16 protein-coding genes are annotated in these 15956 nt (G+C 41.7%); 6 read left to right on the forward strand and 10 right to left on the reverse strand.

Annotated elements, in window-relative coordinates; genetic code table 11:
• Window positions 1-7: 7 nt before the first annotated feature.
• The 9 genes from E4635_RS04835 to E4635_RS04875 form a co-directional block, all read right to left on the reverse strand.
• On the reverse strand, window positions 8-442 hold the full coding sequence (locus E4635_RS04835; protein WP_135525489.1) for a hypothetical protein: 435 nt from the start codon (window positions 440-442) through the stop codon (window positions 8-10).
• Window positions 442-1575 carry a beta-ketoacyl-ACP synthase III gene (locus E4635_RS04840; RefSeq protein ID WP_135525490.1) on the reverse strand — a complete coding sequence of 378 codons (1134 nt, stop codon included), beginning with the start codon at window positions 1573-1575 and terminating at the stop codon, window positions 442-444. The genes E4635_RS04835 and E4635_RS04840 overlap by 1 nt, the downstream gene beginning before the upstream one ends.
• A 13-nt stretch (window positions 1576-1588) precedes the next feature.
• A complete protein-coding gene (locus E4635_RS04845) occupies window positions 1589-2491 on the reverse strand; it encodes a dialkylrecorsinol condensing enzyme DarA (RefSeq protein ID WP_135525491.1) in 903 nt (300 codons plus the stop codon).
• 11 nt (window positions 2492-2502) lie between these two features.
• A complete protein-coding gene (locus tag E4635_RS04850; protein ID WP_135525492.1) occupies window positions 2503-3390 on the reverse strand; it encodes an LpxL/LpxP family acyltransferase in 888 nt (295 codons plus the stop codon).
• 4 nt (window positions 3391-3394) lie between these two features.
• The gene (locus tag E4635_RS04855) at window positions 3395-3646 is read right to left on the reverse strand and encodes an acyl carrier protein (protein ID WP_135525493.1); all 252 of its coding nucleotides are present in this window, start codon (window positions 3644-3646) and stop codon (window positions 3395-3397) included.
• Window positions 3647-3655: 9 nt separating this feature from the next.
• On the reverse strand, window positions 3656-4876 hold the full coding sequence (locus E4635_RS04860) for a beta-ketoacyl-[acyl-carrier-protein] synthase family protein (protein ID WP_135525494.1): 1221 nt from the start codon (window positions 4874-4876) through the stop codon (window positions 3656-3658).
• Window positions 4877-4892: 16 nt separating this feature from the next.
• Window positions 4893-5624, reverse strand: coding sequence for a 3-oxoacyl-ACP reductase FabG (fabG, locus tag E4635_RS04865; protein WP_135525495.1), 732 nt, complete (start codon window positions 5622-5624; stop codon window positions 4893-4895).
• Between the two features lie 12 nt (window positions 5625-5636).
• Window positions 5637-6749, reverse strand: coding sequence for a WG repeat-containing protein (locus tag E4635_RS04870; RefSeq protein WP_135525496.1), 1113 nt, complete (start codon window positions 6747-6749; stop codon window positions 5637-5639).
• Between the two features lie 115 nt (window positions 6750-6864).
• A complete protein-coding gene (locus E4635_RS04875; RefSeq protein ID WP_135525497.1) occupies window positions 6865-8385 on the reverse strand; it encodes an HAL/PAL/TAL family ammonia-lyase in 1521 nt (506 codons plus the stop codon).
• Window positions 8386-8499: 114 nt separating this feature from the next.
• Here E4635_RS04875 and E4635_RS04880 point away from each other — a divergent pair, with 114 nt between their 5' ends.
• Window positions 8500-9762, forward strand: coding sequence for an NAD(P)/FAD-dependent oxidoreductase (locus tag E4635_RS04880; protein ID WP_135525498.1), 1263 nt, complete (start codon window positions 8500-8502; stop codon window positions 9760-9762).
• 35 nt (window positions 9763-9797) lie between these two features.
• On the opposite strand, the gene E4635_RS04885 is transcribed toward E4635_RS04880, so the two are convergent.
• A complete protein-coding gene (locus E4635_RS04885; RefSeq protein WP_135525499.1) occupies window positions 9798-10568 on the reverse strand; it encodes a hypothetical protein in 771 nt (256 codons plus the stop codon).
• A 146-nt stretch (window positions 10569-10714) separates the two neighbouring features.
• Between E4635_RS04885 and udk the strand changes: the two genes are divergently transcribed.
• The 5 genes from udk (at window position 10715) to scpA (ending at window position 15884) form a co-directional block, all read left to right on the forward strand.
• A complete protein-coding gene (gene udk, locus E4635_RS04890) occupies window positions 10715-11323 on the forward strand; it encodes a uridine kinase (RefSeq protein WP_135525500.1) in 609 nt (202 codons plus the stop codon).
• 110 nt (window positions 11324-11433) lie between these two features.
• A complete protein-coding gene (locus tag E4635_RS04895; RefSeq protein WP_135525501.1) occupies window positions 11434-11769 on the forward strand; it encodes an FtsB family cell division protein in 336 nt (111 codons plus the stop codon).
• Between the two features lie 28 nt (window positions 11770-11797).
• Window positions 11798-13165 carry a methylmalonyl-CoA mutase subunit beta gene (locus tag E4635_RS04900; RefSeq protein WP_135525502.1) on the forward strand — a complete coding sequence of 456 codons (1368 nt, stop codon included), beginning with the start codon at window positions 11798-11800 and terminating at the stop codon, window positions 13163-13165.
• A gap of 134 nt (window positions 13166-13299) precedes the next feature.
• Window positions 13300-13755, forward strand: coding sequence for a hypothetical protein (locus tag E4635_RS04905; RefSeq protein WP_135525503.1), 456 nt, complete (start codon window positions 13300-13302; stop codon window positions 13753-13755).
• Window positions 13755-15884 (forward strand): methylmalonyl-CoA mutase, encoded by a 2130-nt coding sequence (scpA, locus tag E4635_RS04910; RefSeq protein WP_135525504.1) that lies wholly within the window; start codon window positions 13755-13757, stop codon window positions 15882-15884. The genes E4635_RS04905 and scpA overlap by 1 nt, the downstream gene beginning before the upstream one ends.
• Window positions 15885-15956: the final 72 nt, after the last annotated feature.

Consider the following 15956-nt stretch of genomic DNA (forward strand, 5'->3'; position numbering starts at 1 on the left):
GGTTTTTTTAATTGGCCAGGACGGTTTTCATTTGGCCCCTGGCTATTTCTTTGTCATTTAATGTAGAGACGATATCGACCAGCGTCACTCCCATAAATTCATGGAGTACGTGTATCGTGGTCACGATCGCTTCCTCTTTTTTAGGCAGTTGAAGGATTTCAATTGATTTTATCGAACCGATGTAACCCGTAGGCGCCGGCTCATTTTTTAAATAAAATTGGTACCCTGTGAATAACGCAACGGATTGCGCCATGTGTTCAATCAGCCCGGATTCCTGAAACGCCCCGTTACTGAAAAACAGGTTCTCGTCCGAAACCGTCAGGCCTGCCACCACTCCGTTTTCTGAAAAAGAAAGCAGCTTATCAACCATGACAAACGGGGATTTTTGCGGAATAAGGCTTCCCACAAAATTTTTATCGAAAATGGGTAGTTTATTTTCCATCAGCAAACTGTTAAATAAGCATATGAGTAAGAGAATCGCCCGCTTTCCGGAACAGACAACAGTATCGTATCGCCTTTTTTCAATTTCCCGGAATGCATCAGTTCTTCCAACATCAGGTAAATTGAGGCCGAACCAACGTTTCCGACATTCTTAAGGTTCATGAACCATTTTTCCATTGGGATATGTATACCTTTTGCGGCCAGTGCTTTATGCAGGCCTTCCACAAAATAATGGGAAGATACATGAGGAAGGAAATAGGTGATATCTTCCGGTTTTATAGCATTTTTGGCCAAAGCCGATTGCATGCTGAGCGCTCCTTTTTCAAGGATATGCTCATCTAATATCTTGACATCCTGCTTGATCGAAAATACGGATTCGGTTAGCCATTGCTCTGCCCGGTAATCGCTCCAGGGCTTGATTTCCCCGTTCTCCATCTTATCGCCGCCAGCGTACATACAGGCTTCGAGTTCGTGTGCATAGGAAAAAGCTTCCATCCATTCAATCCGTAAAGGCGTTTCTCCTTTGGGTTTGTTTTCCAATAAAAATGCCGCTGCGCCATCTGAAAGCATCCAGCGTAGAAAGTCTTTTTTGAAAGCAATGATCGGCTGTTCTTCCAGGTTTTTAAGATTGGTGATCTCGCTTTCGTATTTTTCGGATTTCATCCAGGTGGATACCCGTTCCGAACCGGTACATACCGCATTGGGCGTATTGCCTGCTTTTACAGATAAATAACCGAATTTTAGTGCATTCATCCCCGCATTGCAAACGCCTGAAGAAGAATTGAGTTCTACCGATTGGTTTTGCATCAGTCCGTGAACCATCGCGGCATGCGACGGCAGCAAATGGTCTGGTGTAGAAGTCCCGCAGGAAAGCAGCGTTACTTCCTTTGCAGAAAAAGACGTATCGTATAAAGCCTCTATTGCTTTATGGGTCAGTTCCGCATTGGTATGTGTTGGGTTGCCGGAGGTATCCAAAGCATAGTAACGGGACACTATTCCGTTGTTTCTCAGGATTATCCGTCGGGCTTTAGAAGCTGTATTGTTGATCATGCCCAAAAAAGATTCCATTTCCTCATTAGAAACAGCTTTGTTAGGCAAATACTTTCCGGCTTTTGTTATATAAACTTCAAACATAGTTTTTAAAATCTCATACCCCTTTATAATATGCTTTTTCCTTTTTTATCCTGGAATAAACCAACGGGAATTTTAGCAGGTGCAAGATATAGACAATTGGGGAGATTAACCATATCGCAACTAATAAATAAACATTAAAAACTTTCAGCCATGCAGGCCTTGAGTTCTTTCTGCTGCTGATCAGGCGGGCCCATTTCTGGAACATTTTATTGGCTTTTTTATCCATTTCAATCAAAAAAGGCCTGATTTCTACGGCATTATCGGCCACCAGGTCAGATTGCAGGTGCTCGAACGAACCTTTTTGCAGATGCCTTAAAATGATTTTCCCGAATTTTGAGGATCCTTTTATTTCTTCTTCCGAAACACCCGGCTTTGGGAAAATTCCTAAATATTTCTCTTTCTTGCCCGTAAACATCCATTGCACGATGGTAATGACGCTGACATGGTTGATATGCCTGTCTGTTAATGCGATATTTCCGACCAGCCTGGCATTGAGCTCTTTTAGGATCACTTTCATTTTCTCCTGTGCCATGGCCCACATATTCCGGCAGCCGATTACGGTAATTACAGGCGTATTTTCAAACAATTGTTTGGCAGGGCCGCTCTTTAAAAACGAATTGACAGGAATGGATGGTGAAAGGTACCAAACCTGATACCCTAAAATGATCAAATCGTATTTCCGGTTCAAAACAGCTTCCGAAGGCGGATGGACAACGGCCGGGACTTGCAGGAACGATTCCGGGAAGGCATCAAAAAAAGCCTGTTTGTCCCAAGGGAACGGAAATGGTTTCTCCAGGCGGATGTCACAAAAAGTAACTTCAGCTTCCTGGGATTCAACAAGCGGCAGTGTGATATTTTTGAGGATTTCCTCTAACTGGCCTGATTGGGTATAATATAAAACAAGAATATTTTTCATTCGGGTTGCTTTCATTTATTTGTGCCCAAGGTATTCCAAAAATCAAAATAATTAAACCACTGTAGCGGATATTTTTTCAGCATCATTTCAACACTTTCCGTATAAGCCTTTAAAAGCCCTTTGTCATCGCGTTGTTTTACATCGGCTTTTCTAGCATACAGATGGTAATGCAGGTCCGGTTCTTTCATGACGTACACAAAAACAACAGGGACTTTCAGCCGCGAGGCGATTAAAAATGGTCCGGCCGGGAAATTAGCTTCGGCTCCTAAAAGGGGTTCTGTCATGAATTTTGTCCCTTCAAAATACCGGTCGCCTGTAAAACATATCAACTCATTGTTCGACAACGCATTGTTGATCTCGAAAATATGGGACAAATCATCCCTGACAATGATAAATTTAATGGATGATTTTTGGGTAACACTTTCCAGGTATTCCTTAATGGCCGAATGTTCCATATCGGTAGTGACCAGGTTTATCTGGCAATCCAGGTCGATCTCACCGAAAAAATGTTCTGCAATTTCAAAATTCCCCACATGGGCACTGATCAGGACGCCTCCTTTTTTTTCTTTCAAAAGCTCTTTGAGCACTTCCACCCCATCGAACTCATACGAAAATTTATCCCGAAGCCCTGCTGAAATGGCGGTTTTATCGATAATGGTCTGGCCAAAAGTAAAATAACTTTTATACACCATTATTTTCGATCGCAAAAAAGAATATTGGAGCCGCTCCCTAAAATAGTAAAATATGGCCCTGTTGGATTTTCTCTGGAATACAAAATAATAAAAAGCCACAAAAATCAAAACGGAGTAAGCTGCTTTGATCCCGAGCTTTTTAATGCAAAATACAAATATTTTATACCCTAAAAGAGTCCCTTTGGACTTTCCGTCCCATTCACTCATGAAATTATCCCTTTGCTTTTATCTTATTTTCGATTAAATCGTAAAAATCCTGAAAGGATACAATGCCTACAAAATCGGCTTCTCCCAGTTTTACACCGAAATTCGATTCGATAACCACCACTAAATCCACATAATCCAGGCTGTCAAGGCCTAATGTTTCTTTTAACGGGGCTTCCGGTGTTATCACATCTCCATCCACTTCAAATTCATCAACTAAAAAACCATTGATTATTGCTATAATTTCTCCTTTATTCATCTCTGAAAACTAAACTTTTTTAACTATTAAGGCTGAATTTGTTCCTCCAAATCCAAATGAATTCGACAAAAATACGTCGATTTTTTTATTTATGGTATTTGTTACCAAATTTATTTTTTTTGAGTCCTCATCAGGCGTTTCAAAATTAATATTAGGAGCAACGAAGGAATTCTGCATCATTAATATTGAATAAATCACCTCGCTGGCCCCAGCCATCCAGCATTCGTGGCCTGTCATCGATTTTGTGGAACTTACCGGCGGATTGCTTTGGCCGAAAATTTCGAATATGGCTTTGGCTTCATTGGCGTCCCCAACCGGCGTTGAAGTAGCGTGGGCATTGATATAATCGATAGCCTCCGGTTCCAGCCCCGCTTGTTCTAAAGCCCGGCGCATTGCGGTAGCCGGCCCATCCACATTTGGGGTGGAAATATGCCCGCCGTTAGAAGAAAAACCGTAACCGATAACTTCTGCAATGATGGGCGCACCTCGCTTTACAGCGGATTCGTAGCTTTCCAAAATCAAGGTGGCGCCGCCTCCGCTTGGCACCAATCCGTCGCGGGAAGCGTCAAAAGGCCTTGAAGCTTTGGTTGCATTGCTTTCATTAGTAGAAAAAACACCCAACCCGTCAAAACTGGCCATCGCATATTGATTGATTTCCTGGGCTCCTCCGCAAATAATAATATCCTGTAAACCGCTCTTGATCAGATGGTAACCCAACCCTATGGAATGGGAACCGCTGGCACAAGCTGCACTGATACTAAGATTGATTCCTCTTAACCTGAAAATTGTGGATAAATTCATCGTTACCGTAGAATTCATCGATTTGAAAATAGCACCGGATCCTATCAGCGTCGTGTCTTTTTTCTCCCTGATAATATCGGTGGCTTCAATAACTGCCATGGAAACACTGTCGTTTCCGTATAAGATGCCTACTTCATTGGTATCGAAAAAACTATCATCGATATTTGCGTTTTTCAATGCTTCGATGGTTGCCATGTAAGCATATTCCGTTTCTTCTCCAATACTGACTCTTTGCCTGCGGCTGAGTAATTTTTTCAGATCAGGCCTTGGCACCATTCCGGTCAAAGCCGAACGAAACCCGAATTCTTTTCTTGCTTCATCAAATATTATCCCTGATTTCCCTTCGTAAAGCGATTGTTTCACCTCATCCAACGAAGTTCCAATACAGGAATAAATCCCCATTCCGGTAATTACCACCCTTCTGTCCATTTTTTAAAAAGTAATGTTATGAATAAATCCCACCATTAATATTAATCACTTCACCTGTAATATAACCGGCTCTTTCCGATGCTAAAAAGGCAACTAAATCTGCCACTTCCCCTGCTTCCCCAAAACGGTTGGCCGGGATTAATTTTACGAGTTCCTTTTCATCTAAGTCTCCGGTCATATCGGTCCTGATGAAACCTGGAGCCACTGCATTTACGGTAATGCTGCGTTTTGCCACTTCCTGAGCCAAGGCTTTGGTAGCAGCCACAACAGCTCCTTTTGCCGCTGAATAATTGGTTTGTCCCGGCGTTCCTTTTACTCCGGAAACCGAAACCATATTGATGATACGGCCGTATTTGTTGCGCAACATTTTCTGTATAAAGAAATTCGTCACATTAAAGAAACCGTTCAGGCTGGTATTGACCACGCTGTTCCAGTCCTCAAGGGACATCCACATAAATAATCCGTCGCGTGTAATGCCGGCATTGTTTACGATAACCTCCACTATAGCTTCAGGATTGGCTTCCTGCCAGGCAGAAAGGACGTTTTTCACCTCTTCTGCATCGGAAACATCAAATTTGATGATCTCTCCGGTAGCTCCTTTTCGGACAACTTCTTCCAAGGTCTTTTGGGCAGCTTCCTGATTGCCCTGGTAATTAATCAGTATATGGTATTTTTTATCTTCCGCCAATTTTTGGCAGATGGCACTTCCAATACCTCGGGAACCTCCCGTTACTAATGCACATTTCATATTTTCAATCGTTTATTTTTGAAACAGTTCTGCATTTTCGAACCATTTATCTGCTAAAACTTTTCCGTCAGGTTTAAGAAAACCCCATTTTTTTTCCAATTTCACCCTGCTCAATCCGCCTATGAAACCTTTATCGCTCTTTTTGAACAAGGCAATAAAACCGCCCGCAGTGATTTGGTATTGCGCTGGAATAACCAGTTTCCCGGTAGTTGAGATAAAGCCCCATTCCTTGTCTTTTACAGGTGCCAGGCCATCATCACTGAAAACTTCGGCATCTTCATAAACAGGCTGTACAAGATACTCTCCTTTTAAGGTAATATAACCCCATTTTTTTCCTTCGCAAACCGGAGCCAGGTTTTTGTTGAAAGCCCTCGCCTTGTCAAATTTAGGAGCGATGACCCATTTTCCTTTCAGGTCGATAAACCCAATTTTGTCCCCTTTTTTGGCATATGTGATATCTTGTGCCTGGAAGTCCCATATTTTGCTAACTCCTTCAATCGGTGAAAATTTATTAGCAAAAACCAAACCAAAACTTTCCCCTTTTTTGGCCCAGGTTGTATTTTTATACATATCGCCCAGCTCATCGTATTCGATATTGACCACAACTTTCCCTGTTTTGTCTATCATTCCCCACTTATCATTGTCCTTCACTTGTGCGAATCCTTCCGAAAAAGGTTTTATTATCTGGTAAGTTGGCGCTACGACAATAGCACCTTTGGTATTGATCAGTCCAACTTTCCCGTTTTGTTTGATAAAAGCAACACCTTCTTCAAAATCAAAAACCTTTTCCGAATCCGGCATTTTCAAGGTTTCCCCTTTTTTATTGATGTAAAACCATTGCTTGTCTTTTTGCACCACGCAAATACCGCTGTCAAAATATTTCGCATCATCAAAAGAAGGCTGTATCATCCAATCGCCTTTGGCATTGATGAACCCGAATTTCCCGTTTTCCTGCGCAGCGGCAACGCCATCGGAGAAATTTTTGGCGATTTTGAATTTTGGTGTGATCGCATAGTTCCCGGTTTTAGAAATATATCCGAATTTCCCATCTTCTTTCACTAATGCCAGCTCTTGTGCGGAAAGCAGCTGAACAAAAAACAACAGAATAAAAATCAGTTTTTTCATATTTTATAATCTAAAAATTAAACATCACTTTACAAGCGGTTCATGCTTTAAATCCTTTCATTTGAAATCTGCCTGGCAGGCGCCGATGTTTGTTATGCTCAAACACTGCGTCACATTATTCCGCCATTAAATATTCTTTCACTTGCTGGACGAATGGGTACATTACCTGGTCTTCTTTAAACTCAGGAATAATAGCCCTTACCTCGTCATATATTTCCCGGGTTACCGAAGACACTTCGTTTTTATAACCCAAGGCATCAATGGCCTGAACTATAGTTATCAATTCGATAGCCAGGACTTCAAATGCATTTTCTATTACTTTTCCAGTCATTACTGCGGCATTGGTACCCATGCTCACAATATCCTGATTGTCATTGTTGTTAGGAATACTGTGGATATACATAGGATTGGAAAGCGTTTGGCTTTCTGCCGTCGTGGAAGTCGCCGTAAACTGGACTCCCTGCATCCCAAAGTTAAACCCTAATGTCCCTAAATTGACAAATGGAGGCAGGATTTCGTTCAGTTTGGAATTGAGCAGGTAATTCAGTTGGCGCTCTGCCAGCATCGTTAATTTTGCTACAACCAATTTCAGTTTGTCCATTTCAAGCGAGATATAATCGCCGTGGAAATTCCCTCCGTGGTATACATGGCGGTTTTTGACATCCACAATAGGATTGTCATTGGCCGAATTGATTTCGTTTTCCAAAACCTCGGCAACATTTTTAATGGTATCGAGAACCGGCCCTAAAATTTGAGGCACGCAACGAAGCGAATAATATTCCTGGACTTTTTCCTTGAAAACATCTTCCGTATTCTCACCTGTATACAAATGGTCTTCTCTTTTCCTGACCAACTTACTGTCTTGCAACACATTCCTCATCCTTTGAGCAACTTCCTGCTGCCCCAAATGACGTTTGGTGTTGTTGAGTTCGGCAGAAAGGTGGTCATCATACGCTTGTACGATTTCATTAATGGCACAAGAACATTTAACAGACCAATCCAATACTTTTTCAGCATTATGGACATTCACGATCCCAATCCCTGTCATAACCGAAGTACCGTTCATCAAAGCAAGCCCTTCACGGATTTCTACCTGGATCGGGCTTAATTGCTCTATTTCGAAAACCTCTTTTGTCTGGCGTCTTTCCCCTTTATAGAAAACTTCACCTTCCCCGATTAATGTCAGGGCCAAATGGGCTAACTGGACCAAGTCCCCGCTGGCGCCCACGCCTCCGTGTTCAAAAATCAAAGGAGTAATGTCACGGTTGATAAACTCCGACATCAAATGGATTACCGATGGATGCACGCCCGAATTCCCCAAAGAAAGGGTATTCAATCTTGCCAAAATAGCTGATTTTACGAAAACGGGCGACAACGGTTTCCCCGTCCCGGAAGAATGGCTCCTGATCAGGTTATACTGCAGCTGCAGCCTGTCTTCCTCTTTGATACGGTATTGAGCCATAGGGCCAAATCCGGTATTCACGCCATATATTACTTTATTCCCTGAAAATTCCTTTAAAAAAGTAAAGCTTTCCTCTACCCTGTCCAAAACGGTACTGCTTATACCAACTTTGTTGTTTTTAAACACGATTGATGTAAATTCTTCTAAGCTTAAATATTCATTAATTGTATTCATTAAGTTTTGGTTTTGCCTAAAATTAAGTAAGCAATTTTATTTTAAAATTGAAATTATGTATTTACATTTGACCAGTGCAAAGGTAGCATATTATTAAAAAGAAAAAAGAAAAATATGACACAGGAATTTGTAGATGTCCTGGTAATTGGAGCAGGACCTTCAGGCTGTGTATCAGCATCTTACCTACATAACAACGGCACAAAAGTTAAAGTAGTCGAAAAAACGAGATTCCCTCGGCTGGTTGTTGGCGAAAGCCTTATTCCGCGAGTTATGGATCATTTTGACGAAGCGGGGTTGTTCCCGGCGCTCGATGCCATGAATTTCGAGAAAAAACTCGGGGCCCGTTTCATCAGGGGTGAGGAGATTTGCGTTTTTGATTTCAGCAATAAATTTTCCAAAGGATGGGATTGGACCTGGCAAGTGCCAAGGGCCGATTTTGACAATACGCTCGCACAGGAAGTCATCCGTAAAGGAATAGACCTGGAGTTTGAAAGCGAAGTATTGGCGGTTACTTTTAACGGAAGTGATTCTATTACAACTGTAAAAGATGCCAGCGGCAACCTAAAGGAAATCCATGCGAAATTCATTATCGATTCCAGCGGATACGGCCGTGTTTTACCTCGATTGCTGGATCTGGACACACCATCCAAACTGGACCCGCATTCGTCTATATTCACACATGTGAAAGACATCAACCGCCCGGAAGGAGAAGAAGGCACCTTGATTTCTTTTGACATCCTGGAAACCGAAGTATGGCTTTGGGTGATTCCTTTTTCGAACGGAAATACAAGTTTGGGAGTGGTTGGCCCAACCGATTTCATCAATTCGCTGTCTAAAAATAAAGACAATGCCGAAGCCCTTAAAAACGCCATCCAGCTTTCTGATTATTACATCAAGCGTTTTGGCGGTGTGGAATTTTTATTCGAACCGGTAAAACTCGAAAATTATTCCCGCTCGGTAAAAAAAATGTACGGAGACGGCTTTGCCCTGACAGGAAACAGCTCCGAATTTTTAGACCCGGTTTTCTCTTCAGGAGTTGCTTTTGCCACAGAATCAGGGATGTTATCCGCAAAATTGATCCACAGGCAACTAAAAGGCGAAACCATTAATTGGGAAGTCGAATTTACAGAATACATGAAAAAAGGCATCGGTGTTTTTACCACTTACGTAAAAGAATGGTACACCGGGAATTTGCAGACTTTGTTTTTCCATCAACCTGAAAACCCGGATGTTAAAAGAAAAATATGCGCTGTTTTAGCCGGTTATGTCTGGGATGAAGAAAATCCTTTTGTAAAAAAACATGACAATGTCATTAAAAACATGGCTCATTTATTACATCTTGAAAAAGAACAGCAAGGCATAAAAAAACCAGAATAAATGTATTCTGGTTTTTTTTATCTTTCAAAAACTAATTATTTCGCTTCTTCTGTCATTCTGGTGTATTCGTAAATCAGGAAACTCAAATAATCCCACTCTACAGAATTTGCAGGATATTGTTTTATGAATTCTGCATTGTCACCAAACAATTCAGAATAAGAATCCTTGAAATCGTCTTTGTGCAACCAAACGATTTTATCGCCTTTTTTCACATAATAGGACTTGATCACACCGCCACCCATGGCCATTCCGCCAAAACTCACGCCACTGGTTTCATTCGCGTTAGGATCTCCGTATACCTGTATAATGCTGTCAAAATCAGGATTGATTAATTGCATCAAATATTCTTTCTGTTCTTTTTTGTTTTTTAAGGAAACCATCTGGTTTTTGTAGTATACCGTTTCTTTGTTCGTTCCTTTTTTCACATCTTTTGTACCCATATTCCGGATATTGGTAAAATGCTTAAACGCCTTTCCGGCTTTTTCCATACCATTTGGTGCCAGGTATAGTTCTGAAATTACGGCCGCATCGAAAGATTCTACCTTACCGGTTGCACTATCCTTCACTTCGATATCCGCAATCTGGCCTTTTTTTCTGTTAATATCTTTAAAGTATCCTTTTACGGTCCTTCCGTCTTTTAAAACAACAGTCGATGTTTTTTTATTGTTGACAGACATAAAGACTTCTTCAAAAAGGTACGTTTCCATCTCTTTGATTTTTGCTTTGTCGTACTTTATTTTTTCGGTTTTCTGGGCAAAACTTAATGAAGTGGCAAACATCATTAGTAAAAGGGTGATTTTTTTCATTTTTATTTTTTTGATTTTATTAGGCAATAAAAATATACTTTTTCTCCAGACAATCCAACCTCTTTTTTTTTCGGTGCAAATTATAACCGCCACGCTTCGATTTCAATCCATAAATTCCTATTTTTGCCCTTTAAAACAACATTTTTATGCTAATTATAGGTATTGCCGGCGGGACTGGTTCTGGAAAGACAACGGTTGTCCATCAAATCATGAATGAATTGCCTGAAACAGAAGTAGGTATTATTTCCCAGGATTCATATTACAAACAAACACACGATTTGAGTTACGACGAACGCTCAAAAATCAATTTTGACCATCCCCGTGCCATTGATTTCCAATTATTGGTACAGCACCTCCAAGACCTGAAAGCAGGGAAAGCGATAGACCAGCCCGTATATTCTTTTGTGACTCACAACCGGACAGACGACACGATCCATACCCATCCGCGCAAAGTTATGATTGTGGAAGGCATCCTGATCTTGACCAATCCAGAACTGCGCGATATGTTTGACGTAAAGATATTTGTCCATGCCGATTCAGACGAACGCCTGATCCGCCGTTTAAAAAGGGATATCGCAGAACGAGGCCGCGACATGGAAGAAGTTTTAAACCGTTACCAAAACACCTTAAAACCTATGCACGAGCAGTTTATCGAACCTACAAAAGCATTTGCGGACATCATCATCCCGAACGACAAATACAACACGGTAGCCATCGATGTGGTCCGTGCGGTAATTAATCAGCGTATTTCATAAATTTTTAGTATTTTTAGGAGCTGTTTCCTGCTATGCGCTTTATCTTTTTATTTTTAAAGGAAAAATAAAAAGGATGCCGCTCCTATCAGGGCTAAACCCAATATTCAACCATGAAAAATCCTTTTCAGAAAATAACGGAAAACCATCCCTGGCTCAAGTTTTTGGGCAACAAATACTTTTTGGTTTCTTTATTTTTCTGTATCTGGATGCTCTTCCTGGATAATTATTCTTATCTTGACCATAGGGTTTTGAACAAGGAAATTGATGAGCTTGAAGATAACAAAGCCTATTACCAGGACGAAATCAAAAAAGACATCAGCCATATCAAAAAACTCAAAAACCCGGCCCAGATAGAAAAATACGCACGCGAAAAATACTATATGAAGCGTGAAAACGAAGATATATACATTATAGAATTTGAAGGCGATTCATTACAAGACGAATAACCTGCCAAACGAATAACCAAACAATACAATGTCACAAAATCTATTCAACGATTTCGATCCGGTTTCCTCCAAACAATGGAAACAACAAATCCAATTTGAACTCAAAGGTGCCGATTATAACGAAACATTGGTTTGGGAAAGCCCTGAAGGCATAAAAGTCAAGCCTTTTTACCATATTGATGAAGCTCCGAAACCTTTGGAAGTAAGGACAGAAGCCTCCAGTTTCAGCATCATCCAGGATATTTTTGTTTTTGACGTTGAAAAATCAATCCGTAAGGCCAACAATGCGCTGGACCGTGGTGCCGAAAGCATTCGGTTTACCATCGAAAATGAGCAAACCGATATTGCAAAGCTCCTTTCCGGGATCGATTTCGGGAAAATCCCGGTATATCTCAACCTGAAATTCCTTTCCGCAGATTTTATCCGAAAGGCCAATCAGATCGCATTGGCCAACAATACCCTCATTTATTGCCTCATAGATCCGATCCATCAATTGGCTTCAGACGGGAATTGGTTCGGGGGCCAGGATAATTTTGAGGTACTGGACACCATTGCTTCCGAAACGAAAAACAGTTCGTTCCTGACCATTAAAGCTTCATTATACCAAAATGCGGGCGCAAATATCGTACAGCAACTAGCGTATGCCTTAGCGCATGCCAACGAGTATTTCAACAAAATCCAGAATAATAGCCAGCCTATAATTTTTGAAGTTTCGGTAAGCACCAATTATTTCTTCGAAATTGCCAAACTCCGTGCACTGCGGTTGCTTTTTAACGCTTTGGCCAAAGAATACCAGCACACGGCCGGTTGCCATATCATCGCCATACCTACAAAACGCAATAAGACCTTGTACGATTATAATGTAAACATGCTGCGTACCACTACCGAATGTATGAGTGCTATTTTAGGCGGAGCCAACGGCATATCGAATCTGGCTTACGACGCTATTTACCACAAAGACAACGAATTTGGGGACCGTATTTCCCGAAACCAGCTATTGGTACTCAAACATGAAAGTTATTTTGACACGGTTGACAATCCTGCTGACGGAGCCTATTACATAGAAAGCCTGACAACACAACTGGCAGAAAAAGCATTGGTTCTTTTTAAGGAAATTGAAGCTAATGGCGGTTTCCTGAAACAACTCAAGGAAGGAACCATTCAGAAGAAAATCCAGGAAAGCGCGCAGAAAGAACAGGAATTATTCGATTCGGGTAAGGAAATACTTTTGGGGACCAATAAATACCCAAACAAAAACGACCGTATGAGCCATGATTTGGAATTGTTCCCTTTTGTCAAAATAAAACCACGAAAAACCCTGATTACCCCTATCATAGAAAAAAGGCTTGCAGAAAAACTGGAACAGGAACGATTGGAAACGGAAAAAGAGAATTAATGGTTTAAGCAGCGATAATTACAATGATTTTCGTTGGTGACCATTCAAAGATCGGTATATCATAAAGCATTTTAAAACAAATCATTATTACCATTAACCTCTGACATATTTAACCAACGCTAAAAACCACAACAATGAAAACAATAGTATCTTTTTTACTTTTATTCGCTTCCATGACCCTTATGGCCCAAACCAGAACACTGGAAGTGACCAATTCCAAAACCGGAAAAGCCATCACCTTTGAACAAAACCAAAGGGTAAGAATAATAACTGAATCCAGGGAAAAACTGGTAGGAACCCTGACTTTCCAGGATAATGAAACCATTGCCATAGACGGAACTCCCGTTAAACTTGACAATGTAAGCAGTATCAAATATTTCCCTAAGGGAGGCAGGACTTTCAAAAACATCGTCATGGGCACAGGATTGGGATTGCTGGTAGGCTCAGGCATCGCTGCCGCAAACAATAACGGATCTGCATTTACCTTATTTGCCGTAGGGACAGGAACTACCTTAGTGGGCGGTTTCCTCGGGAATAAAAACAAAACATACATTAAAAGGAAGAATACTTTCAAGATAATTGAACAATAATGCGTAAAAACATCCAACATATTACTTTAGGGAATCAGGAAGCGCAAACGGCAAGTCAATTGCCACCAGCAGATACTTTCCTGACTGCCGAAGGGATTGAAGTAAAACAAACCTATTCCGAATCTGATTTGAAAGGTTTGGAACATCTTAATTTCGGAGCTGGCTTTGCGCCAAATTTACGCGGGCCATACGCTACCATGTACGTCCGCCGCCCTTGGACCGTACGTCAATACGCCGGGTTTTCCACTGCAACAGAAAGCAATGCTTTTTACCGCAGGAATCTGGCCGCAGGACAAAAAGGGTTATCAGTAGCATTCGATTTGGCTACGCACAGAGGCTATGACTCCGACCACGAACGCGTTGTAGGCGATGTGGGCAAAGCGGGAGTAGCTATTGATTCTGTTGAAGACATGAAAATCCTTTTCGATCAGATTCCGCTTGACGAAATGTCGGTTTCAATGACCATGAACGGTGCCGTATTGCCTATTATGGCCTTCTATATTGTCGCGGCTGAAGAACAGGGTGTCGATGCCAAACTGCTTTCAGGAACGATCCAAAATGATATTTTAAAAGAATTCATGGTGCGTAATACGTACATTTATCCACCTACGCCTTCCATGAAAATCATTGCTGATATTTTTGACTATACCAGCAAGAAAATGCCTAAATTCAACTCCATCTCCATCTCAGGTTACCACATGCAGGAAGCCGGAGCCACGGCAGATATTGAGTTAGCGTATACTTTGGCTGACGGATTGGAATACATCCGCACTGGATTGGCGGCCGGAATGAAAATCGATGAATTTGCCCCTCGCCTTTCTTTCTTCTGGGCTATCGGGATGAACCATTTTATGGAAATTGCCAAAATGCGTGCCGGACGTATGCTTTGGGCGAAGCTCTTAAGGCAATTCGAACCTAAAGACGACAAGTCATTAGCCTTGCGAACGCACTGTCAGACTTCAGGCTGGAGTTTAACGGAACAGGATCCCTTCAACAATGTAGCCCGAACGGCAATCGAAGCCGCTGCAGCTGCTTTTGGCGGAACCCAGTCCCTGCATACCAACGCGTTGGATGAAGCCATTGCTTTGCCTACTGATTTCTCGGCCCGTATTGCGCGGAACACACAAATATTCCTGCAGGAAGAAACGAAAATATGCAAAACCGTAGATCCTTGGGCTGGAAGCTATTATGTAGAAAACCTGACGCACGAAATTGCCGAAAAAGCCTGGGCTTTAATTGAAGAAGTGGAAGAATTGGGCGGTATGACCAAAGCCATCGAAGCCGGAATCCCGAAATTACGCATAGAAGAAGCTGCAGCCAGGAAACAAGCCCGTATTGACAGCGGCCAGGATGTGATTGTAGGCGTAAACAAATACCGTTTGGAGAAAGAAGATCCTTTGCATATCTTAGAGGTAGACAACCAAACCGTTCGTAAAGAGCAAATTGAACGCCTGGAGCATATAAAAGCGACCCGGAACACACAAAAAGTACAGGAATGTTTGTCTAAATTGGCTTCCTGTGCCAAAGGAGAAGAAGGGAATTTATTGGATTTAGCTGTGGAAGCGGCACGCAACAGAGCCACACTAGGTGAAATCAGCGATGCCCTCGAAGCGGTTTTCGGAAGGTATAAAGCACAAATCAGATCATTCAGCGGCGTGTATAGTAAAGAAATTAAAAACGACGAAAGCTTTGAAAAAGCAAAACAGCTGGCAGACTCATTCGCTAAGAAGGAAGGCCGCCGGCCACGTATCATGATTGCCAAAATGGGCCAGGACGGACACGACCGCGGAGCCAAAGTAGTGGCTACTGGTTACGCCGATGTTGGTTTTGATGTAGATATCGGGCCTTTATTCCAAACTCCTGCCGAAGCAGCCAAACAAGCTGTTGAAAACGATGTCCATATTTTGGGGGTTTCTTCTTTGGCAGCAGGGCATAAAACATTAGTTCCTCAGGTAATTGCCGAACTGAAAAAATACGGCAGGGAAGATATTATGGTCATTGTCGGTGGCGTAATCCCGGCGCAGGATTATCAATATTTATTTGATGCCGGTGCTGTGGCGGTTTTTGGTCCCGGAACCAAGATAAGCGAAGCAGCTATTACAATCCTGAATGTTTTGTTGGAAGAATAATCCATAGGTAAAATCAAAACCTTTTATATAAAAAAAGTACCGGATAGTCCGGTACTTTCATTTTTATACTTC

It is taken from the genome of Flavobacterium humi (assembly GCF_004745595.1).
Lineage (GTDB): Bacteria > Bacteroidota > Bacteroidia > Flavobacteriales > Flavobacteriaceae > Flavobacterium > Flavobacterium humi.